Below are 22,805 nucleotides of genomic sequence, written 5' to 3' on the forward strand. Positions count from 1 at the left end.
AAAAATAAAACCATTATAATCTTTAATTTTATATATAATATTCCAGGAAATTATTTCTTGGAATTTTTTATGTTATCAAAATATAGTAAACATTGAAAATATTTTTTTATATGTTATAATTAATATATGCGAAAAATAAAAGCAAAAGTTAATAAAAAGAAAAAAATTGTTCACCAAAATCATAAAGCAAGGCAACAAATAACAGGGGTTGTTTTAATTGTTGTAGCCGTGCTTTTGCTTTTGGGAATGTTTAATTTAGCTGGTGTTGGTGGAGAATTTTTAAGTTTAATTTTTAAAATATTATTAGGCAGGGCTACTTGGGGAGTTCCTGTTTGCTTGCTTGTAATATCATTTTTTTATTTTGCTTACAATAAAGTTTCAGAAAAAAGTCATATATTTTCCTTTAAAGCTAGAATAGTAGCTTTATTTTTAATGGTTTTGATTTTGTCTGGGCTGGCTCATATTAATTTTATTAATGACAAAACATCATTTCAACTACATAATGGTGGGGGATATATTGGTTTTGGTTTGAGCTATATTATGCTTAATACTTTTGGCAATATTGCCACATGGGTTATTTTTATAGGATTTTTAATTGTTTTAGCAATTATTGTTTTAACGGGCTTAATTAAATTTGATTTTAAGAAAAGAAAAGATAGGTCAACAGAAAATCATCAGCAACAAAAATTAATTGATGATGTTTCTAACAAGAAACAACCAATAAGTTCAATTAAAAAAAAGTTAAAACCAAAGCTTTTTTCAATAAATAAAAAACAAGAATTTTCTGAAATTAATGTTGAGCAAAGTAAAAAAACTTTTTCTAATAAGAAAATAGATTTACCTCTTGATTTGTTAGATGGGTCTTTGTCTAGACCAAATGCAGGAGATACGGATGAAAATAAATTAATTATTGAAAATACATTGCAAAATTTTTCAATACCAGTTCAAATGGGGGAGACCAAAACAGGGCCTACTGTTACACAATATACTTTTAAACCAGCCGAGGGTATTAAATTATCAAAGATTACAACTTTACAAGATGATTTAGCCATGGCCCTCGCAGTTCATCCAATTCGAATTGAAGCCCCTATTCCGGGCAGGTCACTGGTTGGAGTGGAGGTTCCAAATAACAAAATAGCAGTTGTTAGATTGAAACAAATGCTAGATAGTAAAGAATTTAAGAATAGCCAATCAAACTTTACAATTTCTTTAGGCATGGATGTCTCAGGAGATGTTTGGCTGAGAGACTTTGATAAAATGCCCCATTTATTAATTGCTGGTGCAACTGGCTCTGGTAAAACAATTTTTTTGAATGCAATAATAATTAGTTTGCTTTACCAAAATTCAATAGAAGATTTAAGATTTATTCTAATTGATCCTAAAAAAGTTGAATTAACTCTTTATAATACCTTGCCACATCTTTTAACTCCAGTGATTACTGACCCTGATAAAGCAGTTAGTTCATTAAGATGGGCAATCACAGAGATGGACAGACGTTTTGAAGTTTTGTCAAAAGCAAAAAAAAGAGATATTTCTTCTTACAATAAATATGCAGAAGAAAAATTACCAAATATAATTATAATAATAGATGAATTAGCAGATTTAATGGCTCTTGTCCCTCAAGAATTAGAATCATGTATTGTAAGATTGACTCAAATGGCTAGAGCAGTTGGAATTCATTTGATTTTAGCAACTCAAAGACCTTCTGTTAATGTGATTACAGGAATAATAAAAGCAAATATTACAAATAGAATTGCTTTTTCAGTGGCTTCCTTGATTGATTCTAGAACAATTTTAGATTTCTCAGGGGCTGAAAAGCTACTAGGCAGAGGGGACGCGCTTTTTATTTCTTCGGAATTATCAAAGCCCAAAAGAATTCAAGCTGCTTATGTTTCAGACCAAGAGGTAAAAAAAGTAGTTTCTTATTTAACTGAAAAACTAGATCAATCTTATGATGAAGAGGTTATTAAAGAACCAGCCCAAGAAACAACTGATGGTTTTAGTGATTTAAAACAAGATGAATTATTGCCAGAAGCAGAGGAAATAATTATTCAGGCTGGCAAAGCATCTGCATCTTATTTACAAAGAAGACTAAGAATTGGCTATGCTCGGGCAGCTCGAATACTTGATTTATTGGAAGAAAAAGGGATTATTGGTCCGGCAGATGGAGCCAAGCCAAGAAAAGTTTATAAGTCATTTGAAGAAAATAGTGAGACAGAAGACACAGAAGAAGCTGATAATCAATAATTAGTAATCATTAATCACTAATCAATAATCACTAATAAATAATAAATAATCACTAATCAATAATCACTAATAAATAATAAATAATCAATAATCACTAATCAATAATCAATAATCACTAATCGTTAATCAATAATAAATAATCAATAAAGTGTCTTTTATTCGTCATAAAATTAAAAATAATACAATTGGAGATGTTCTTAAACAAGTTCGTAAATCTTTTAATTTATCTTTGAAACAAGTAGAATCAAAGACAAATATTTCCTTAAATTATTTGAAGTTTTTAGAAAATAATAATTTTTATAAATTTTCAAGTCCATCTTATGCCAGGGGAGCTCTTAAAAAATATTCAGAGTTCTTAAAAATTGATTCCAAAGACATGATAACCAATCTTAACAGAGATTTTAAGGTTGGTTTTAATAAAAATAGAGAGACATTATCTAAAACAAACAAATTAAAATTATCAAAACAATCTTTTGGTATTAAATCAGCTTTTGTGACTGTTTTTATGCTTTTAGTTTTGCTTTATTTAGGCATTAATATAAAGCAAGGAGTGCTAACATCTCCAGAAATTAAAATTTTTAATCCAGTAGATAATTTAATAACACAAGAATCAACCCTTATTATCAAAGGAAGAGTATCTCCAATATCTTCAAATCTTTTTGTGAACAATGAATCAATAGTGCTTAATAGCAATGGATTTTTTAAACAAGAAATAGAGCTTTCGCCTGGATTAAATAATATTGAAATTTCTGCAACCAAACAACATGCTAAAAAAACAGTTATTAATAGAAAAATAATTTTAAAAGAATAATTTTATTATATGACAAAAAAAAATACTAAAAAAAATGAGCAAAATAAAAGAGAAAAAGCAACTGAAAATGCCATTGAACAAATAAGGTCAAAATATGGTGAAGGAACAATAATGAGATTAAGGGAGGCAAAGCATCAAGCAACCGAAGTTATTTCAACTGGTTGTCTTTCACTTGATTTAGCATTAGGAGTAGGTGGTATTCCCAGAGGAAGAGTGACAGAAATTTTTGGACAAGAGATGAGCGGCAAATCAACTTTAGCACTTCATATTATTTCGCAGGCACAGAAAAAAGGAGGAATAGCTGCTTTTATTGATGCAGAACATGCCTTAGATCCTCAATATGCAGAGAGAATAGGAGTTAAAATTAATGATATGTTTATTTCACAACCAGATAGTGGAGAGCAAGCTTTAGAAATAGTTGAAACGCTTGTTCGCTCAAACGGGGTAGATATTATTGTAGTTGATTCCGTGGCAGCTTTAACCCCTAGAAGAGAAATAGAAGGAGAAATGGGAGACCATCATATTGGCTTACAAGCAAGATTAATGAGTCAGGGGTTAAGAAAATTAACTAGTATTATTGGTAGAACAAAAACGTGTGTAATTTTTATTAATCAAATTAGAATGAGAATAGGAGTATTTTTTGGTAATCCAGAAACAACCACCGGGGGTATGGCCTTAAAGTTTTATTCTTCAGTTAGAATACATGTTAAGAAATTAGCTCAAATTAAAAGAAAAGATGAAGTAATAGGAAATAGAGTTAGGGCTAAAATTGTTAAGAACAAAGTAGCCCCGCCGTTTAAAACTTGTGATTTTGAAATTATTTATAACGAAGGCATATCTTATGCAGGCGATTTAATTAATCTTGGAGCTACCCATGGGTTGGTTATTAAAACAGGGAATACATTAAGTTATGACAAAGCCAAACTTGGCGTTGGGTGGGAAAAAGCAAAGAATTTTTTAAGAGATAATCCTAAAACAGCTAATAAGCTTAAAAAAGAAATTTTAACAGAAATAAGCAAGCAAGCAACAGAGTAGAGAAGCAAAAAAATAAAAACATAAAAGCATTAAAAAATAAAAACAAAGCGATTAAGATACAAAATACAATAACCAAATAATAATCAAGACATAAGATGCTCTCTTGTGTTCTGTTTCGCAGAATTTCGGCGGGCATGGCAATAATCAAGCAATAATCAAAATATAAAAACCAAACAAATATTTTTTTGTTTGGTTATTGGTTATTGTTTGCTCTGCTTATCTTGTTTATAGAGTTTGCAAAGGAATTTGTTTGTATCTTATTTCTTGGAATTTGATTTATTCTTCTTCTTTTTTAAAATATTCAGATCCAAAGGCATAAAATATTCCTGCAAACAATCCTAGTATGCCTCCAATCATCACATTTTGCTGTTTTTTCGGGCTGATTGGTGTTTCGGGTAAACTTGCCTCTACTTCTACTTCAGTAGGCTTGACTTCATAATTCTTTTCATGTTGTTTTTGCTGAATATCTTGCTCCAAGCTGATAAGTTTTTGTTCTAGGGTTAATAATTGAGCTTCTTTGTTTTCTTTTTGGTTTTTAGCTCCGGCTAAAAGATTAATATAGCTTTGAGCAATTCTACCTTGTCCATCAGAATAAGCATTATTTCTTTTGTTAATTTCTTCTTCATATTTTTTGATATCTTGATCTAATCTCTCTAAGTCGGCTGTTGTTTTAACTTTGTCTTTATCTATTTTAGCTTTATCTAACTCAATTACACGTAATTCAGTATCAAGTGTTTTAGCTGCTTGAGCAAACATGTTTTCATGATAGGTTAACAAAATATCAGTCACAACCTTAACAATACTAACAGCTTTAGTAGGCGTATTGCTTTTCCCAATTATTTGAATGAATTGTGATTCTTGTTTGCCTTGATTAGGGTTGGCTATTTCAATCATTGATTTAATGTCATTGGTTGTTGATTGTTCTGAAAAATCAGTTGATGCTTGTAATTTGGTTCTTATTTGTTTCAAGACAGTGTCTGTATTAAAGACGGATTTAATGTCTTCAAACTCTTGCAAGGTGGCATAAGAAAATCCTTTTTCTTTAGAAAGATAATTTTTGTTTTTGCCAATTTTAACTAAATTGCTGGCTTGATAAATAGGCGAGAGCATAAAACTAATTACAATAGAGATAATAATAGCAATTAAAAATATGCTTATAATCTCTTTTTTTCTTTTTATAATGACATTAACATAATCTCTTAAGTCAATTTCATCTTCATGATATTGATTGTCTTGATCTTGATTTTCCATATTCATATATTCTTATTATATTTATTATTTCTCTGTTTGTCAATATGCTGTTTTTTATTTAATATCAAGCAATTCTTTCATTTTTTTAACATCCATGTCTGCTAATGATTGCTTTAATTCTTGTATTAGTTCTTTTATTTTAGTTTCATTAACTTTTTCAAGATGAGAAATAAATATTTTTTCATGCTTGGTTGGCTTTTCTTTGTCAATCAGGATTTCTTCAAAAAGTTTTTCCCCCTGTCTAATCCCGCTATAAATAACAGGGATATCAATATCCGGTTCATAGCCAGCTAATTTAATCATTTCTTTGGCCAAATCAACAATTTTAATGGCTTGTCCCATGTCTAGTACAAAAACTTCACCACCTTGTCCAATTGCGCCTGACTGCATTATTAATAGACAAGCTTCAGCAGTAACCATAAAATATCTTTTCATCTCAGGATGAGTTACTTCAACTGGCCCACCTGTTTTGATTTGATTTTCAAATATTTTAACAACATTCCCTTGAGAGTCAAGAACATTTCCAAAGCGAACAGCAGAAAATTTTGTTTGGTTTTTGCTATTTAAACAGACACATATCATTTCACATATTCTTTTACTAGCTCCCATTACAGAGGTTGGATTAATTGCTTTGTCAGTAGAAACCATTACAAATTTTTCAATTTTATTTTTAATAGAAGCTTGACCAACAGTTAAAGTACCAAAAATATTATTTTTAATAGCTTCGTCCGGGTTTGATTCCATCATTGGTACATGTTTGTAGGCAGCTGCATGAAATACTATCTCTGGTTGATGTTTTTTAAATACATTGTTAATTTTATTTTTATCACAAATATCAGCAATAATAAATATTTTACTGGCATCAGGGAATAATCTGTTTAATTTTTTTTCTAAATAAAATATAGCTGTTTCTCTTTGGTCTAAAGCTATTATTTTTTTAGGAGCAAATTTAATAATTTCTTCACATAACTGAGAGCCAATCGAACCAGCTGCTCCTGTTATTAAAATAGTTTTGTTGTTGATATAAGATTGGATTGCTTGAGTATCAATTTTTACTGGTTGACGTCCTAACAGGTCTTCAATAGAGATTTCTCTCAAATCTTTTAAGCTAATCTTTTCATCTAAAATTTCAGCCGTGCTAGGCAAGATTTTAATTTTTTGAATGCCTGCTTCGCGGCTAAGATTAACAGTATTTTTAATTATTTTTTTAGAAGCAGATGGCAAAGCAATTATTATCTCTTTTATTTGATGTTTTTTAATAATAACAGGTATATTTTTAATTCTTCCCAAAACTTTTATGCCATGAATTAATATATTTTGTTTCATGTGGTTGTCGTCAACAAATCCAACTGGCAGATAGGGGGTATTACCAGAAACAGTAATATGACGGGCTAATTGTTCGCCAGCTTCTCCAGCTCCGACAATAAGAACACGCTTCCCATTTTTTTTATTATTTGTCACCCCATTTTTAAATAAATGAGCATAAACTCTTTTAGCAAACCTAAATCCGCCAGTAGTTAGCAGACATAAAAACCCAGACACAAAGATAATTGAACGGGGAAAGCCGGTAAAGATTGTTTTGTCTCTAAAAATAAATAAAATGGCTCCAATTGTTAAAAAGCCAATCATTACTGCTCTGAATAATTTTAATAATTCTCTAATGCTTATAAATGACCATGAAATAGAATAAAGTTTTTCCAGCGAAAATAAAAAAAGAATTATAGGCAAGCTCATGGCCACAAACCCTTTAATCATGGTATAATATTCAATAGGAATTTTTCCATCAAATCGTAATAAAAATCCTAAATAACAAGCTAAAGAAATTAGAATAATATCAGTTACAACAAAAAAAATAGTTCTTTTTAAAGTTGTTCTTTCCCAAATTTTATCTTTTATTGTCATAAAATTTTTGAATTGATTTAATAACATATTTCACTTGAGAAATAGTTAATTCTGGATACATTGGCAAAGACAATACTTGTTTACATATTTCTTCTGTTTTTGATAAATATATCTTGTTTGGCATTAAAATAGGCTCTTTGTAAGTAGGGGCTGGCCAGGAAATCAATGTTTCTATTTTGGCTTCTTTGTCCAGATATTTTTTTAATTTGTCTCTATTAGTTGATTGAATAACATAATTTTGCCAGACATCAAAAAATTTTGAATCTTCAAAATTAGGAGTATTTATTTCTGAAATATCTTTTAATCCATCATTATATAGTTTGGCAATTTGTTGTCGTTTTTTTATCCATGTTGGCAGATATTTTAATTTAATATCCAGTAATCCTGCTTGAACATTGTCTAATAAGGCAGTATAGCCATGAAAGTAAAACTTTCTGTTTTGTCTATCTTCGCCATTATAGCGTAATAGACGTATTTTCCTAGCGATTTTATCGTCATTGGTTGTAACCATACCAGCATCACCAAATGCCCCGAGCATTTTAAATGGATACATTGAAAAGCAGCCTGTTATTCCGAATGTGCCAGCTTTTTTCCATTTATTTTTAATTTTCATTTTAGCTCCAATTGCTTGGGCAGCATCTTCGACAACTATTAAATTATATTGCTTAGCAATTTTCATTATTTTTTCCATATCACACATCCTTCCATTTAAATGGACAGGCAGAATAGCTTTTGTTTGTTTTGTTATGTTCTTGACTATTAAATCAGTATTCATATTGAAATCTTCGCCAACATCAATAAGTTTTGCTTCAGCATTTTGATGATAAATACAAGAAATACTAGCCATAAAAGTATGTCCAACAGTAATTACTTTGTCTTGCTTTTTTAGTCCAACTGCTTCCAGGGAAAGGGTTAGTGCATCTGTTCCAGAATTAACACCAATAGCATGCTTAACACCAATATATTTAGCAAAGTTTTTTTCAAATTTGACTAAATCTTGTCTCATAATTAAATCTCCTCTTGAGAAAATATCATCAATTTTCTTAAGAAATTTTTTGCGATGGTCTTTGTATTGTTTTTCAGGATTAACAAATCGTACTTTATACATAATTATTTTAATAATTGTTTTACTTTTTTAATAATATCTTTGTAGGTTGTGTAATATTTCTTTTCAAGAGGGGCACTGGTTGGGGCAGGAGAATCAGGCAAGCAGACTCTTTTGATTGGTTTTTTTAGATACTTGAATCCTTTATCAGCAACCAAAGCAGAAATCTCTCCAGCAACTCCGCCAGTAAGCCAGGCTGCCTCAGCAATAATTAATTTCCCTGTTTTTTTAATAGAATTAATAATAATTGGGAGGTCTATTGGTTTAACAGTTCTGATATCAATTATTTCAGCATCAATTTTATATTTTTTTAATTCTTCGCCTGCTTTTATGGCTTCATTGGCCATATACGATATTCCAACAATTGTGATATCTTTGCCTTTTTTTCTTATTACCCCTTTTCCAATTGGAACAGAGTATATTTTTTTTGGAACATTTTCTTTCAGTCCATAAAGCCATCTATCATCAATATATACTACAGGATTATTTGATTTAATGGCTGATATCATTAATCCTTTAGCATCATATGGAGTAGCTGGCATTACAACTTGTAGTCCAGGAATATGAGCAAATAAAGATTGGAGTGCTTGAGAATGTTGGGCTCCTTGTTCACCTCCACGATTAATAATAGGCCAAATTACAACTGATGCGGTTGATTGTCCACCAAAAATATAGTCCCAATTAGCCGCTTGGTTTATTATTGGGTCTAATCCATAAATCATAAAATCCATTCTTGGATGAACTACAATTGGTCTCATGCCAGCAATACTTGCTCCAATGCCAGCTCCAGTAATAGCATTTTCAGAAACAGGTGTATCAATTACTCGTTCTTCTCCGTATTTTTCTAATAACCCATTACAAGTATTTCCAACATACCAGGGGCTTTTAACTCCTTGTCCAATTAAAAAGACAGATTTGTCTTGACCCATTGCCTGATGGATTGCTTCATTAATTGCCAAACTATAAGTTAATAATCTTTGGTTTTTTTTATTTTTCATATACATGTTTTAATAATTCTCCTTGTTTTGGAAAATCACTTTTAAGTGTTAATTTATATGCTTTAATAATTTTTGAATTTAATTTTTTATATATATTGTTAATTGTTTGTTTGTTTAAAATATTTTTTTTCATTAATATTTTCTCAAAATTTTTAATTGGATCTTTTTTAGCCCATTTAATAACTTCTTTATTTGGTCTAATATCAGTGTGTTCTCCTTGGATATTGTCATCAGGGCCAACATGTCCTCTCATTCGATATGTTAAGCACTCAATAAAAGAAGGCCCTTGGTTATTTTTGGCATACTTTACCATGGTTTTAGTTGTGTTATAAACTTTTAAGACATCATTCCCTTGTACTTGTTTGGAAGGCATGTTATATGACTTGGCAAATTCATAGATTTTAGTATTAGCCAGACAATCTTTTATTGGCATGTGAGTTGAATATAGGTTATTTTCACAAACAAAAATAATTGGCAATTTTTTTAAAGAAGCAAAGTTTAATGATTCATGTAAGACTCCTTCATCAACTGCTCCGTCGCCAAAAAAACTAATTGTTACTTTTTTGTCTTTGTTTATTTTTGATGATAAAGCTGCACCCAAAGCAAGCGAAATTGTAGCAGCTACCAACGGAACTGTTCCTAATAATCCGTGCTGGTTGTCAATTATATGCATTGACCCTCCTCTTCCTTTTGCACAGCCATCTTTTTTTCCAAAAATTTCAAGCATTAATTTATCAATGCTTCCTCCTTTGGCCAGATAATGTCCATGAGACCGATGATTTCCAAGAATATAATCATTGTCTGTTAAAGCAGCACAAACGCCAACAGCAACTGCTTCTTGTCCTGTATATAAATGGCAGGGAGTTTTAATTTCGCCTCTTAGAATTGGATCAACTAGACTTTCTTCAAACAACCTTATTTCTACCATTTTTTTATATAATTTTAATAAAAATTTTTTGTTTTCCATATTAATTTTTGATAATTTTTTTAATTGTTTTGAAAATTATTTTTAAATCATTTAAAAATGACATTTGTTTGACATATTTTATTTGTAGTTTAACTTTTTTTGGTCTTATTTCTTCTAAATAAGTTTTTTCAGGGTCATGGCTATTTTTTAAGATTTCTCCTTCATTAGAATTCCATAATGATGCCAAGTCAGTTATTCCTGGTCTTATATTAAAGATAATTTGTTCGTCCTCTTTATATAGTTTAGCATATTCAGGCACTTCTGGTCTAGGGCCAACCAAGCTCATTTCTCCCTTAATTACATTAAATAACTGAGGAAGTTCATCAATTTTGTATTTTCTTAAAAATTTTCCTGTTTTAGTTAATCGTATGTCATTATTAGGAGTCGAAGGCCCTCCTATTTTATTAGCATTTAAAACCATTGTACGAAACTTATAAACATTAAATGGTTTTTTATTTTTACCAATACGAATTCCTTTATAAATAACAGGGCCATTAGATGTTATTTTTATTAGCATTGTAATGATAATAAAAACAGGGGATAGAATAATTATCCCTATTAAGGAAAAACAAATATCAAAAATTCGTTTAATCATTTTTTTGAAAAAATAAAGACAATCTTAAAAGCATATTTTTTAATCCAGTTATTTTTTAATAATATATAATCTATTTTATCTAAAAATTTGAATATTTTTTTCCCTATTAAAAAATTTCTAAATGGGAACAAAAACATTGCTAATAAATGAAAATAAGATATTTTTTCTATATTAAAATATTTTTTAGCAAATTTTAAATCTTTGTCTTTAATAATATGCTCCACTGCCCACTTGGTTCTAATTCCTCTTTTTTTATTTAGCCATCGCTTTATATTTATTAAGGGGTTATGTCCAAAGGTTTCTATGCCAATTAATTTTCCATTTGATTTTAAGATTCTATTTAATTCAGGGAATGCTTTTTTTATATTAAGAGAAGAAAATGTCCCTCCATCCCATATAATATCAAAATAATTATCAGGAAATTCAGTCTTTTCGCAATCTCCTTTAATAAATTTTATTTTGTGGTTTATTTTTTCTTGTTCGGCTCTTTTTTTTGCGATTTGTAATGATTTGTTTGATAAATCAATACCATAAACTTTTGCTCCTAATTTTGCCAGCAAAATAGAATGCATGCCATGCCCACAACCATAATCTAAGATTTTCATATTAGAAGTGATATTTTGTTTCAACCAGTTTTTACAAAAATTATAACTTAAAAGCATGTTAATATTATAATTTTCAATATCTTTGTCCCAGTTATTTTTATTTTTTTTCTTGATCCATCTTTCAGATAATTTTTCATAGTGAGAAATTTCCTCTTTTTTTCTTTGTTTCATTTTTTTATAACTTATATGCTTCTTTTTTCCATTGAATAGCCCATTTTTTTAATCTTTGAAATCCTTTTTTTATATCTTTTGCTTCTCCGGCAAAAGAAAATCTTAAATGTCCTTCACCACTTGGCCCAAAGGCTGCTCCAGGGATAGTAATAATATGGGCTTGCTTTAAGATTTTTAAACTTAACTTAAATGAATCAACTTTAGGTATTTTTATCTTGACCAAAATATAGTAAGCCCCCATTGGTGGTTGGTATTCAAAAATATCCGAGAGATTGTCTAACTCAGAGCACATTAAATTTCTATTAAAAGACATTTTTTTGGTTAATTCTTTAATTGTTTTGGCTGATTGGTCCTTGTTTTTAAGGGCAGTTATTATTGCTTTTTGAGAAATAGCTGGCGCACAAATAGTCAGAGCATCATGTACTTTAAGCATGTGGTCAATAATCCCTTCATCAGCAAAAGTATACCCAATTCTGTATCCAGTTACTCTGTATTTTTTAGAAAAACTACCGCAAAGAATAATTTGATTTCTTATATTAGGAATAGAAGCAGGTGATATATGTTTGATATTGTCATAAATAAGGAAATCATAAGTTTCGTCAGTAATTAATATTAAGTTGTGTTTTTTAACAAATTTAGATAATTCTATTATTTCTTTTTTTGAAAAAACTTTTCCTGTAGGATTAGATGGATGACTGAGAATAATTGCTTTTGTTTTTTTGCTTATTTTTTTTTCACATTTTTTTATGTTTAATGCCCAATTTTTCTTTTCGTCTAAAAAAACAAATTTAGGGATGCCATTAAACTGTATTATTTGTTCAATATGAGATGCAAAAGCAGGGGAGATAACCAATACTTCATCGCCAGGATCTATAATTGTGGCTAATGCGCAAGCTAATCCTTCTTGTGCTCCAGTAGAAATCATTATCTCTTTTTTTGCCTTGATATTGGTTATTTTTTTTTCTTTTTTTAAAAAATTAGCCACCAGTTCCCTTAATTCAGTGATGCCTGGCTCAAGAGTATAAAAAGCAGTTGTTTTTTTATCTAAAGATTTTTTAATTCCTTGTTTTATATAATCAGGAGTATCTAAATGGGGGATACCTTGTCCAAAAGAGATAATTTTATTTTGCCCAATTTTTTCTTCTATTTGGTCTGCCAAAATAGACATTTCTTTAATAGGGGAAATAACTATTTTTTGTACTCTTTTTGAAATATTTTTAGTCCTAAATTTTTTTCCAGCTATTGCAATTGCTGAGCGAGATTGTTTCTTTTTCATATTATTTTTTTATTTTTTTGGATTAGAAAGGATAAAAACAGTTTGCCAGGCCAGCCATTTTATAATTGGAATTCTAAGTATTATTGAATCAATTTTTTCAAAAAATGTTAAAACAAAATTAAATATTTTTAAATTTCGAAAAGGTACAGCTAATACAGTAAAAAGGTGAAAGAATTTAATATCATCAATTTTGTTGAAATATTTTTTTGCATCCATTATAGCTTTTTTGTTCAAAATATGGTTCATTTCCCATTTTGTTCTTAAATGGGGTGTTAATTTTCTATATAAATGAAAAATTGGATTATATACAAGCGGTTCATTACATATGATTTTCCCATTTGGTTTAATAACCCTTTTTAATTCTATATATGCTTTGTTTATGTCAAGATGATGTAACATTCCAATGCATGTAATAATATCAAAATAATTATCTGGGAATTCAAGCTTTTCAGCATCCATAATTAAAAAAATTGGCTTCTTTTTGATATTATTATTGGCTGCTGATTTTTTACAATTTTGAATAGAGACATCAGAGATATCTATGCCAAATGAATAAGCATTATTTTTTGCTAAAAAAATAGCCATATCCCCATCTCCACAACAATAATCTAGTGTTTTTTTATTAGAACAGTTTTTAATTAACCAATTATTAACAAAATTTCTACTTTTTCTAGTGATTGAATATATTTTTTTATTTGAAGTTAAGTGTTTATGTTGAGATGCATTCTTTTCTAATTTTTTATCTCTGACTTTGTTATGAAATGTTTTTTCTTCATGTTTTCTTTTTTCCATATTTTTATTTTAAAGATAATTTAATTAATCCAATTAATGCCCCCATGGCATAACCAAAATGACGACAAGCAAAAGTAATAGGCATTAAAATCAAATATTTTATATTTTTTTCTTTATAGGCAATATTAATAGAAAAAAATAGATTTAATAATAAATACAATATAATTATAAACGAGAATAAAAACCAGCTAAAAGAATAAAAAATTCCTAATAATCCAGTAAATGTTAAATACAAAACAAAAATTAAAGGGATATAATGTCTTGCTTTAAAAGGTAATTTAACGAATTTTAATGGATAAATAGACCAAATGCCATCTTGAATATTATGAATAAAAAATTCTTTTAAAGTTGATTTTGGATAGTAGCATGATATTATATCTGGATTTAGAATAATTTTTCCACCAGCTTTTTTTAATCTTATATTTAATTCCATATCCTGACTTCTCACAAGATTTTCGTTAAATAGTCCAATTTTTTTAAATACATCCTTTTGATAACATCCACCAAATACAGTGTCAACTTCTTTAATTTTACTTAATCCTTTTCTAAAATGTGAACCACCTACGCCAAAAAAACCAGAAAGACAAGTAACAATGGCTTTAGCTGAAATAGTATTTTCTCGTGGGATTGTTTTTAATATTCCACCGATATTGTCAGCATTATATTCAATTAAAGTTTCAACGCATTTAGAAACATAATTTTTTTTATATCCAGCATGAGCATCCATTATCATTGTAATTTCTCCTTTTGCTTTTTCTATGCCAATATTTAGCGCAAATGGTTTGGTTATTTTTTTGTTAATTAATAATTGAATAGAATGATATTTTTTAGAATATTCTTTTATGATCGACCTTGTTTTGTCATTACTCATTCCATCAATCACTAAAACTTCTATTTTATTTTTAAGATAGTTTTGCCAAAGAATAGAATCTAGGCATTTTTTAATAAATTTTTCTTCATTTCTGCAAGGAATTATTATTGAAACAAATGGTAATTTATCTTTATTCATATTTATTTTTCAAAAATGATATTTATATTTTTTATTTCAAGCCAGTTTTTTTTGTTTTTAGGTTGATAGTTAATTCCAATACTAATATTAGAAATGCCAGGCCTAAATTTTTTCTTAATAGAATATTTCTTCCATTCAAGAGAATTTATTATGGTTGAATTTCTTTCCCATTCGTCTGTTTTGTCTTGAATAAAAATTGAAGCAGAGGTTTTGTCTGATGATATTCTGGCAAAAACATTGAATGTCGCAATAATATTCTCTGGGCTTTGAATGTTTCCGCCATTAATTCCAAATTGAATAACAGATTGTTCAGAAGTATGTGGTTTTATTAATTGTATTTTTACAATATTATCATTTTTTTCTTTTGTTCTTTGAAAGGAAAAATTTCCTCTATTTCCTGACAAAATTAATGGAGGAGATGTTTTGGTTAATTCTTCCATTGTTATTTTATCAGGTCCACTCCATATAGAAAAATCATTTTTATATTCATCAATTTTTATTAGATTTTTTTTATTTTGTGATATATCTAGTATGAATAATGTTTTTCCATTGTGTTTTATACTTTTTATTTTTTGAGCAGAAGGAAAATATCTATAGATAATTTTTTCATTGTCTGTTAAAACTTGATTTCCATTAATTTTGTCTAAAAGATTAGTTTCTTTTTTTATAAATGATATATTTTTTTTAATTAAGTTTTCATTTAGATATTGTGACTTGTATTTAGCGTCAAATATTCTTTTATATTTTTCATCAAAAAATATTCTATATATCCATAAAATGCGATCTGAATTATTATGTTTGTTCCATTCTTCAATATAGATGCTAAATTTTTTATCTGGAACCATATTTAAAATAGGAGCATTTTGATAAAAGAAATTGGATTCTTCTCTATCAAAATCAGCTTTTTTAAAGGCAAGGCCTCCATTAAAAAATGAAAGTAGAAAAGAAGAAATAAAAATAAATAAAATTAATGATTTGGTTGTTTTTGATATTAAAAGATAAATTAAAGCGCCAAATAAAATTATTGGACCAAATGAATATAATTTATTAATTATTGTTGGATAATTTAATAAGGTTGACCCATAAATATCAAGCGGTTGCAAGTAATTGTAACTATAATTAAATGTTTTTACAGGACTATATTTAATCCCAATTTTAATCCCAAGCACTATTAAAATTAATGTTAAGATTAAAACAATAGTTAGTAAATGCTTGCTGATATTTTTTTTATTCATTTTTGGTTGTATTTTTAATTAAATCAGATAAATATATCGCTAATCCTAGACAAGTAAATACGTAGGCTGTATAAATATAGCTAGGAATAGCTGGTCCATTTGCCTTTAATATGCTTATAATGATTATATTTCCCCAAGCAAAAAGAAATAAATTTCTAGTTTTTTCTTTTTTATATGCTTTAACAACAATAAACAATGCAATTAGAGGGAAATATTTGATTGACAATAGAGTTTTATAAAAATATCCAGCATTAGTACCATAATGAGGGTTATTTATTGCATTAATATTAGAAATAAGACCATTGTTCCCAAAAAAGAATTGATTATATACATTTACAAAAGATTGCCAATTATATAATGAAATAAATAGTAAAACGATAATAATGGTTCCTAAGATCATGCCAGTTATAAATTGTTTTAATTTTTTCCAATCTTTTTTATAAATAATATGTCCAAGAAAAAATAGGGGAGCCATTATTCCAGTTGCTTTTGTTAGTGTTGCCAATGAAGCAAATATTCCTGAAATTAAGATTGAGTTAAAATATTTTTTTTCTTTTATGTTTGAAAAATAAAAGAAAAATGAGATTAAGCAATAAAGAGCGACTGTTTGGTCTGGATATAAATATGTTCCCCAGCCAAGCATTAAATAAGAAGAATTTATAAATAAGCCAATTAATAATGATGCCCATATCCCTGATTTTTTAAAAGCCCAAAGCATTGATATGGATAAAATTAGAGAATTAATGAATCCTATATATACCATCCCTGCAATATATATTTTTGAAAAGAAAATCGTGAATAATTTAAGATTTACTGCCAGGCTTATTCTGTCTAGCCAAGGCCAATATCCATATGTTGTCCCCCAGGCAGCAGATCCTAGATATTGCAATGGGTCTGATGGAGTTGGTAGGGTCCAAAAATATTTTATTAAGTGAGTAATGTATAATATAACAAACAAAAGTAATACCATGTATATTTGTTTATTATTATTTGTAATTTTGCTTATAATTTTCATTTTATTTGTTATAAAGTTTTGGAATTGAATTTATTATTTTTAATGTTTTTTCAAAATCAATTTTTATAGTATTACAATACCATTTAATTGATTCATATCTTGGCCTATTTTCGTCTTCAGCCAACATTAATGCTTTTTCCCTAGTAATTACTCCTTCTCTAATTTGATTACTTCTAAATGTATTATTTTCAGTAAACCCAGCTACTATATAATAAATATAATTATAAAATGCTACTGTGCCATCACCAATTCGCCAGGTATTTTTTGTATGTGGATCTGTTTCCCAGTCATATTCTTCAATAAGTGTTTTATTTATTTTTCTCTCTTCCCACTTTATAAAATTATAAATATTAATATTTTGATGTTTAATTAGATAGTAGGACTTAAAGGCGTCTATGGTATCGAATAGCGAAGAATTAAGATATGCCGGATTTAATATGTATTCTTTCCCATAAAAATAAAGCATTTTTAATTTATTTTTAGAGGTAAGAGCGTATGTATTTTTTTTGTCAAAATTTGGCTTAATTTTACATAAACCAGATTTAAAATTAGTTGTTTCTAATAAGTTTTCTCCAAGAATAGAAATTTTTAAATTATTTTGTTTCATAAGAAGATTGGCATAGTAGAAATATTTTTTATCCCCAGCCATAAATAAAGGGATTGTTCCAAGGTTTGGCCTTTTTATCCAAGCTAATATATTTTTTTTAATATTTTCCCTTTTTTTTCTAATATCAGCAGAAATTAAAATATGCTCTATTCCCAGTTTTCCACAAATTCTTGATTGATTCCTTCTGCCCAAATCAGTTATCATTCCCCAGTCATAAGAATAAGCTAATGGGTTCATTTTTAATTCTTTTTTTAGAAAATGAAGCATATAGCTACTATCTCTCCCTCCACTAAAGGGAACTAGACAATCATGTCGGCTGTTTGGTTTTTGATATTTTTTAAGAATATTTTTTAAATTCTGTTTTCCTTGATAGTTTATTTTAAAATATTTATTGCAATAATTACAAACGCCATTTTTATCAAAATAAATATAAGGAAAGGTTTCAGGGAGTATACATTGTTTGCAATATTTTATTTTAGAAATTTCTTTTTTTCTTTGTTGGTATGTTTTATAAAATTGATTTGAAATATTTTGAGCATTATACTCAAAACTGGTGTTAATGTATTTGTCTTTCTTTTTTGAAATTACAGCAATATCTTTTATTTTTCTAGGGACAGATAATGTCTTAATATTTGTAAAATTTTGACAGGCTTTAATGTTTGTTTTTTCGTGTTTTATTTTTTTTAAATCTAGCAAAAGATATTCTCCTGCTTTTAATTGAGTGATATTTTTTTCAGAAAAGTAATTATTTAATTTATTTTTTTTAATGAATTTTTTTAATATATAAAATTCTGACGCAAAAGCAAATATATTGTTTGATTCATCTAAAAGATAATATAAAGAACCGTTATTTGTAGCCAGGAGTAAATTATTTAAATTATTAAATAAAATTGCGACAGAAGTCATCCCATAAATTTTATTGAATAATATCTTTATTGTTTCTGATAAATTTTTATTATTATTTAGTTCAGAAGAAATAATTACAGGAATTATTTCAGTGTCTAATTGGCTTTGTTTTATTTCTTTTGAGTAGTCTCTCCAGAGGTCTTTAGTATTTACAATTATGCCATTATGGATAACAGCTAGTTTGTTTTTAATTACGGGCTGATTATTTTTATTTTCATGTTCGTACCCATCGGTTACTAGTCGCGAGTGTCCAATACATCCAATAAAATTTTTGTTTATTTTAGCAAAACATTTATTAAATGATTTGCTTTTTATAAAATAACGTGCCCTGTTAGGAGTTTTGCATACATTTATTTTTTTATCATCAATCAAAGCAATTCCAGATGCTTCCTTCCCTCTTGATTCAGATAAAATAAAAAGACTTTTTATTAGTTTTTTTTGTTTAAAATTAGTTTTTTCTTTTGTTATAACACCAAATATTCCACACATAATTTTAAATTTTTATTTTTAATTTTTTCCAAGTAAAAATTTTTAAATAAAGAATGCCTAAGATAAATGACGTTCCAGTAGCTATTGCGGCTCCATACATTCCAAAAACAGGGATAAGTATTAAATTTAAGATAATATTACTTATAAAAAATAAAGATACAAAAAATGTTTGATACCCAGGAAATCCTGTTTGTGTAAGAAGCATTCTGAAAGGGGCATAGCCAACACAGATAATTTGAAACAAAATTAAAATAGAGAATATTGGCCATGCTTTTGAAAATTCGGTTTTTATTTTTAATAAGGAAAGCATTAGAGGAAAGAGAAAAATAGATAACACCCCTATAGGAAACATAATTTTATATGTAAGATTTCTTCCACTAGATATTAAAGATTTTAATGCTTGTTTTGTTTTTTTAAATTTGTATCTAGCTAAAAGAGGATTAATATTTATTTTAAAAGCAGCTGTTAGCTGGTCAAATCCTTCAGCCAATATTGCAGCTAAGCTATAGATGCCAACAGTACTGTCTGATACAAAAAAGCCCAACATAATAATATCAGTTCTTGTGTTTAAGTCTAGTAAAGCATGTCCTAGCAATCCTTTGACGCCAAATTTAATGTGTTTAATAATCCATTGTATTATTTTTTTAGAAAAAGAATATTTTATAAATTTAATACTATAAATAAAAAGTATAACAAAAGTAATTCCTTCAGCTAAAGAAAATATAACAGGCAATTTATTTACATCAATTTTTAAATAGATGAAAAGAATAAGAGATAGTAATAATAAACAAAATCTTATTATATTTATGCTTGCATAAAATTTCATTTTGCGACAAGCATTATAAAATGATAAATATATTTTGTTTATTGCTAGGAAGAATAGCCCAGGTAATCCATAATAAATACCAATACTAACAGATGGGCTATTTAGCAGAATGCCAATAAAGTCTTTTAGCCAAAAGACAGATATTGAAATTAAAAAAGAAATAATAATAGTTAAATACAAGGAAGACGAAAATATAATATTTTTTTTATTGTAATCAGTATGGAATTGAGAAACATTTTTCAAGACAGATAGATGGATTCCTGCTACAGAAAGTTGAGAGAAAAAAATAAAAAAAGCATATACTTGATTAAAAACTCCAAGGACCGAAGTATTGTAGAATTTAGCAATAATAATGTTTAATAAAATTCCAATTATTCCCATTATTACGAAGCTTAAAATATTCCAACTAACATCAATATTAAATTTTTGAGAAGTTGGTATTTTATTTAAAATTTTTTTTAACATAAAATACTTTTTATTCTCTTTTTTTAATTACCTTGCATGGTACACCAACAGCGATTGAATATGGAGGAATATTCTTAGTAACAACAGCCCCTGCTCCAATTATTGATCCTTTTCCAATTTTTACTCCTTTGTTTATAATGACATGTCCTCCAATCCAAACATCGTCTTCAATAATTACTTTTCCTATAATAAATCCTTGTTCAGCGATTAATTTATCAGAATCTGTTTTATGGTCAGCAGTATTAATCATTGTTCTAGCTGCGATTCTTACTCCTTTGCCAATCTTTACTTCCCCTGTTCCATCAATGATTACCCCTTCATTTAAAGAACACTTTTCTCCAATTTTTACATTCCAGGGGAAATAAATATTAACCATTTCTCCGATATAAGATGTTTTTAAATTTCTTCCCATGAATAATTTTAAAACAAGATAACGAAGATAATTACATAAAGGGAATGGAATATATTTAACCATTCCATACAAAGCAAAATAAATTGCATGAATGAAATAATTTTTAAAATTATGCATTTTATTTCTTGGAAGATATTTTGTTTTTTTTGAATTCATTTTTATTATTTTTTTGTTAATTTTTTGTTGTCTTCCATGTCTAGCCACATTCCAAAAAAGAAGGAAAAAAAACCCATCATTATGGAAAAACAAAGAATAATTAATGTAGTTTTTGGAGCTTCGTTTAATTTGAAAAATAAGTAAAAAAACCTGATCATTAATGGCATGGAAATAAGGAAGATGTTAATAAAGCTAAACAGGTAAAAAAATATTAATGGATGAAATTCTCTTACAAGATATTTATGAGTCATTCTTCTTAAATATAGTATTAGAAGAAGATAACTAACCTTGGGAATATAAGTTATTAATTTTATTTTGCTTTTTTCTTCTCCGTAAATTGGCTTAACTTCAACATCTTGCACTTTAATGTTTGCAAGATTTAACATATTTAGAATGTCTGCATTATATCCATATCCTTTTGTCATTTTTTTAATATTTATTGATTCGAGGGCTTGAAGCGAAATAGCAGTATATCCACATTGTGGGTCGATTAAACTCCAGTATCCGGTTGCGAATTTAGTAAGCAATGTTAAAAAAGAATTGCCAATTAATCGATGCATTGGCATGATTTTACTAATATTATGAGTTAATAGACGATTTCCTTTAACATAGCCGATATTTTTTTTAATAATTGGTTCAATGATTTTATGTAAATCATCTGGGTCCATTTGAGCATCGCCTGCCATAATAGCGATAATATCTATTTTTAATTCAATGCTTTTTAAGTAGCCATCTATCAAAGACTGTCCAAGTCCTTGATTTTTTTTATGATTAATTAAGATAATTCTTTTATCTTGATTCTTATATCCTTCAATAATATTTTTTGTTTTGTCTTTGCTAAAATCATTGACGACAATAATTTTGTCTACAAAGTTAGGGATAGTTGCTAGAGTTTTTTCAATTAATTTTTCCTCGTTGTATGCTGGTACAACTACTCCAATAGATTTATTTTTCAACATATCTTTTTATTTGTTTAAATATTTTTTAAGCCAATTAATAGTTGTTTTTAATCCTTTCTCAAAGTTAGTATTAAAATTGAATCCTAATTTTTTTAATTTAGAGTTATCAATGTCAAATATTTTTATGTCTCCGGGAGTCCATTCAGTATATTTAATTTTTAGATCAGATTTATTTAGTTGGTTTAATATTTTATCAGCTAATTCTTTAATTGTTACTTTGATGCCAGAGGCACAGTTATAAACTTCTCCTTTGGTTTCTTTTTTCTGAGCAACTAAAAGGTTAATAGCAGCGATATCTTTAACATAGGTAAATGATCTTTGCTGTGTTCCATCTCCAAAAATAATAGGGGGTTGATTGTTTAGTGCTTTTCGTCCGAAAATAGATACAACTCCACCAACATCACTAGATTCTTGTCTAGGCCCATAAACATGGAAATAACGAAGAATCGTAATATCCATATTATAAAGATGCTCAAATGCTTTGGCATATCTTTCTCCTGCTAATTTGCTCACCCCATAATATGAGGTTGGATTTAATGGGTGCTTTTCATCTTGAGGAAAATATTGCGCTTCTCCATAAACTGAACCAGTTGAGGCATGTACAACTTTTTTTACTCCAAAATCTCTGGACAATTCTAATATATTAAAAGTCCCTTTTCCATTAACTTCAAGATCTCTTCTAGGGTCTTTTAGACAAATCGTTTTTTTAGAAGCCGCTTCATGAAAGACGATGTCAATATTTTTAAAATATTTTTTTAAATTATTATAATCAGTTACATCACATTTTACAGCTTTAAATAATTTATTGTCTTTAAATTTATTCAAGTTTTCTTTTTTACCAGCGCTGTAATCATCAATACTAATAACTTGTACTCCTAGATTTAGAAGTTCTTCAATTATATGACTACCAATAAATCCTGCTCCGCCAGTCACAATTGCTTTTTTATAAAGAAATTTTATTTTTTTCATAG

Annotated in this window: 20 protein-coding genes; 3 read left to right on the plus strand and 17 right to left on the minus strand. The window is 28.0% G+C overall.

Features of this window, described 5'->3' with window-relative positions; translation table 11 throughout:
- The first annotated feature begins 126 nt into the window (after positions 1-126).
- The 3 genes from ISS06_01920 (at position 127) to recA (ending at position 4,093) form a co-directional block, all read left to right on the plus strand.
- Entirely contained in the window at positions 127-2,247 is a 2,121-nt protein-coding gene (locus tag ISS06_01920) for a DNA translocase FtsK 4TM domain-containing protein (GenBank protein MBL7053937.1), read from the plus strand.
- Positions 2,248-2,395: 148 nt separating this feature from the next.
- Complete coding sequence (locus ISS06_01925) at positions 2,396-3,058, plus strand: helix-turn-helix domain-containing protein (protein ID MBL7053938.1); 663 nt, start codon at positions 2,396-2,398, stop codon at positions 3,056-3,058.
- 9 nt (positions 3,059-3,067) lie between these two features.
- The gene (gene recA / locus ISS06_01930) at positions 3,068-4,093 is read left to right on the plus strand and encodes a recombinase RecA (GenBank protein MBL7053939.1); all 1,026 of its coding nucleotides are present in this window, start codon (positions 3,068-3,070) and stop codon (positions 4,091-4,093) included.
- A gap of 276 nt (positions 4,094-4,369) precedes the next feature.
- Here recA and ISS06_01935 read toward each other — a convergent pair whose 3' ends face one another.
- Genes ISS06_01935 through ISS06_02015 form a run of 17 tightly spaced genes read right to left on the minus strand, consistent with a single transcriptional unit; the run spans position 4,370 to position 22,803 of the window.
- A complete protein-coding gene (locus tag ISS06_01935) occupies positions 4,370-5,344 on the minus strand; it encodes a hypothetical protein (protein MBL7053940.1) in 975 nt (324 codons plus the stop codon).
- Between the two features lie 54 nt (positions 5,345-5,398).
- The gene (locus tag ISS06_01940) at positions 5,399-7,246 is read right to left on the minus strand and encodes a polysaccharide biosynthesis protein (protein MBL7053941.1); all 1,848 of its coding nucleotides are present in this window, start codon (positions 7,244-7,246) and stop codon (positions 5,399-5,401) included.
- A complete protein-coding gene (locus tag ISS06_01945) occupies positions 7,230-8,354 on the minus strand; it encodes a DegT/DnrJ/EryC1/StrS family aminotransferase (protein MBL7053942.1) in 1,125 nt (374 codons plus the stop codon). The genes ISS06_01940 and ISS06_01945 overlap by 17 nt, the downstream gene beginning before the upstream one ends.
- 2 nt (positions 8,355-8,356) lie before the next feature.
- The gene (locus ISS06_01950; GenBank protein MBL7053943.1) at positions 8,357-9,349 is read right to left on the minus strand and encodes an alpha-ketoacid dehydrogenase subunit beta; all 993 of its coding nucleotides are present in this window, start codon (positions 9,347-9,349) and stop codon (positions 8,357-8,359) included.
- Complete coding sequence (locus tag ISS06_01955) at positions 9,339-10,316, minus strand: thiamine pyrophosphate-dependent dehydrogenase E1 component subunit alpha (GenBank protein ID MBL7053944.1); 978 nt, start codon at positions 10,314-10,316, stop codon at positions 9,339-9,341. Before ISS06_01955 ends, ISS06_01950 begins: the two co-directional genes overlap by 11 nt.
- Position 10,317: 1 nt before the next feature.
- Positions 10,318-10,911, minus strand: a complete 594-nt coding sequence (locus ISS06_01960; protein ID MBL7053945.1) for a sugar transferase — start codon at positions 10,909-10,911, stop codon at positions 10,318-10,320.
- Positions 10,908-11,687, minus strand: coding sequence for a class I SAM-dependent methyltransferase (locus tag ISS06_01965; protein ID MBL7053946.1), 780 nt, complete (start codon positions 11,685-11,687; stop codon positions 10,908-10,910). The genes ISS06_01960 and ISS06_01965 overlap by 4 nt, the downstream gene beginning before the upstream one ends.
- A gap of 4 nt (positions 11,688-11,691) precedes the next feature.
- On the minus strand, positions 11,692-12,963 hold the full coding sequence (locus tag ISS06_01970; protein MBL7053947.1) for a pyridoxal phosphate-dependent aminotransferase: 1,272 nt from the start codon (positions 12,961-12,963) through the stop codon (positions 11,692-11,694).
- Between the two features lie 9 nt (positions 12,964-12,972).
- Positions 12,973-13,755: a class I SAM-dependent methyltransferase gene (locus tag ISS06_01975; GenBank protein ID MBL7053948.1), complete on the minus strand. Its 783-nt coding sequence runs from the start codon at positions 13,753-13,755 to the stop codon at positions 12,973-12,975.
- A gap of 4 nt (positions 13,756-13,759) precedes the next feature.
- The gene (locus tag ISS06_01980) at positions 13,760-14,764 is read right to left on the minus strand and encodes a glycosyltransferase family 2 protein (protein ID MBL7053949.1); all 1,005 of its coding nucleotides are present in this window, start codon (positions 14,762-14,764) and stop codon (positions 13,760-13,762) included.
- Between the two features lie 2 nt (positions 14,765-14,766).
- The gene (locus ISS06_01985) at positions 14,767-15,999 is read right to left on the minus strand and encodes a hypothetical protein (GenBank protein ID MBL7053950.1); all 1,233 of its coding nucleotides are present in this window, start codon (positions 15,997-15,999) and stop codon (positions 14,767-14,769) included.
- The gene (locus ISS06_01990) at positions 15,992-17,014 is read right to left on the minus strand and encodes a hypothetical protein (GenBank protein MBL7053951.1); all 1,023 of its coding nucleotides are present in this window, start codon (positions 17,012-17,014) and stop codon (positions 15,992-15,994) included. The genes ISS06_01985 and ISS06_01990 overlap by 8 nt, the downstream gene beginning before the upstream one ends.
- A 1-nt stretch (position 17,015) precedes the next feature.
- Positions 17,016-19,016 (minus strand): hypothetical protein, encoded by a 2,001-nt coding sequence (locus ISS06_01995; GenBank protein MBL7053952.1) that lies wholly within the window; start codon positions 19,014-19,016, stop codon positions 17,016-17,018.
- Positions 19,017-19,020: 4 nt separating this feature from the next.
- A complete protein-coding gene (locus tag ISS06_02000; protein ID MBL7053953.1) occupies positions 19,021-20,307 on the minus strand; it encodes an oligosaccharide flippase family protein in 1,287 nt (428 codons plus the stop codon).
- 10 nt (positions 20,308-20,317) lie between these two features.
- A complete protein-coding gene (locus ISS06_02005; GenBank protein MBL7053954.1) occupies positions 20,318-20,875 on the minus strand; it encodes an acyltransferase in 558 nt (185 codons plus the stop codon).
- A gap of 5 nt (positions 20,876-20,880) precedes the next feature.
- On the minus strand, positions 20,881-21,834 hold the full coding sequence (locus ISS06_02010; GenBank protein ID MBL7053955.1) for a glycosyltransferase family 2 protein: 954 nt from the start codon (positions 21,832-21,834) through the stop codon (positions 20,881-20,883).
- A 6-nt stretch (positions 21,835-21,840) separates the two neighbouring features.
- Positions 21,841-22,803 (minus strand): SDR family NAD(P)-dependent oxidoreductase, encoded by a 963-nt coding sequence (locus tag ISS06_02015; protein ID MBL7053956.1) that lies wholly within the window; start codon positions 22,801-22,803, stop codon positions 21,841-21,843.
- Positions 22,804-22,805: the final 2 nt, after the last annotated feature.

The sequence above is a fragment of the Patescibacteria group bacterium genome (assembly GCA_016784145.1).
GTDB lineage: Bacteria > Patescibacteriota > Patescibacteriia > UBA2591 > UBA6264 > BS150m-G65.

What these genes read in the sequence shown, in the direction of transcription:
- ISS06_01920 (MBL7053937.1), top strand. Translation starts at nt 127, where the DNA reads ATGCGAAAAATAAAAGCAAAAGTTAATAAAAAGAAAAAAATTGTTCAC.
- recA (MBL7053939.1), top strand. Translation starts at nt 3,068, where the DNA reads ATGACAAAAAAAAATACTAAAAAAAATGAGCAAAATAAAAGAGAAAAA.
- ISS06_01935 (MBL7053940.1), bottom strand. Translation starts at nt 5,344, where the DNA reads ATGGAAAATCAAGATCAAGACAATCAATATCATGAAGATGAAATTGAC.
- ISS06_01940 (MBL7053941.1), bottom strand. Translation starts at nt 7,246, where the DNA reads ATGACAATAAAAGATAAAATTTGGGAAAGAACAACTTTAAAAAGAACT.
- ISS06_01945 (MBL7053942.1), bottom strand. Translation starts at nt 8,354, where the DNA reads ATGTATAAAGTACGATTTGTTAATCCTGAAAAACAATACAAAGACCAT.
- ISS06_01950 (MBL7053943.1), bottom strand. Translation starts at nt 9,349, where the DNA reads ATGAAAAATAAAAAAAACCAAAGATTATTAACTTATAGTTTGGCAATT.
- ISS06_01955 (MBL7053944.1), bottom strand. Translation starts at nt 10,316, where the DNA reads ATGGAAAACAAAAAATTTTTATTAAAATTATATAAAAAAATGGTAGAA.
- ISS06_01960 (MBL7053945.1), bottom strand. Translation starts at nt 10,911, where the DNA reads ATGATTAAACGAATTTTTGATATTTGTTTTTCCTTAATAGGGATAATT.
- ISS06_01965 (MBL7053946.1), bottom strand. Translation starts at nt 11,687, where the DNA reads ATGAAACAAAGAAAAAAAGAGGAAATTTCTCACTATGAAAAATTATCT.
- ISS06_01970 (MBL7053947.1), bottom strand. Translation starts at nt 12,963, where the DNA reads ATGAAAAAGAAACAATCTCGCTCAGCAATTGCAATAGCTGGAAAAAAA.
- ISS06_01975 (MBL7053948.1), bottom strand. Translation starts at nt 13,755, where the DNA reads ATGGAAAAAAGAAAACATGAAGAAAAAACATTTCATAACAAAGTCAGA.
- ISS06_01980 (MBL7053949.1), bottom strand. Translation starts at nt 14,764, where the DNA reads ATGAATAAAGATAAATTACCATTTGTTTCAATAATAATTCCTTGCAGA.
- ISS06_01985 (MBL7053950.1), bottom strand. Translation starts at nt 15,999, where the DNA reads ATGAATAAAAAAAATATCAGCAAGCATTTACTAACTATTGTTTTAATC.
- ISS06_01990 (MBL7053951.1), bottom strand. Translation starts at nt 17,014, where the DNA reads ATGAAAATTATAAGCAAAATTACAAATAATAATAAACAAATATACATG.
- ISS06_01995 (MBL7053952.1), bottom strand. Translation starts at nt 19,016, where the DNA reads ATGTGTGGAATATTTGGTGTTATAACAAAAGAAAAAACTAATTTTAAA.
- ISS06_02000 (MBL7053953.1), bottom strand. Translation starts at nt 20,307, where the DNA reads ATGTTAAAAAAAATTTTAAATAAAATACCAACTTCTCAAAAATTTAAT.
- ISS06_02005 (MBL7053954.1), bottom strand. Translation starts at nt 20,875, where the DNA reads ATGAATTCAAAAAAAACAAAATATCTTCCAAGAAATAAAATGCATAAT.
- ISS06_02010 (MBL7053955.1), bottom strand. Translation starts at nt 21,834, where the DNA reads ATGTTGAAAAATAAATCTATTGGAGTAGTTGTACCAGCATACAACGAG.
- ISS06_02015 (MBL7053956.1), bottom strand. Translation starts at nt 22,803, where the DNA reads ATGAAAAAAATAAAATTTCTTTATAAAAAAGCAATTGTGACTGGCGGA.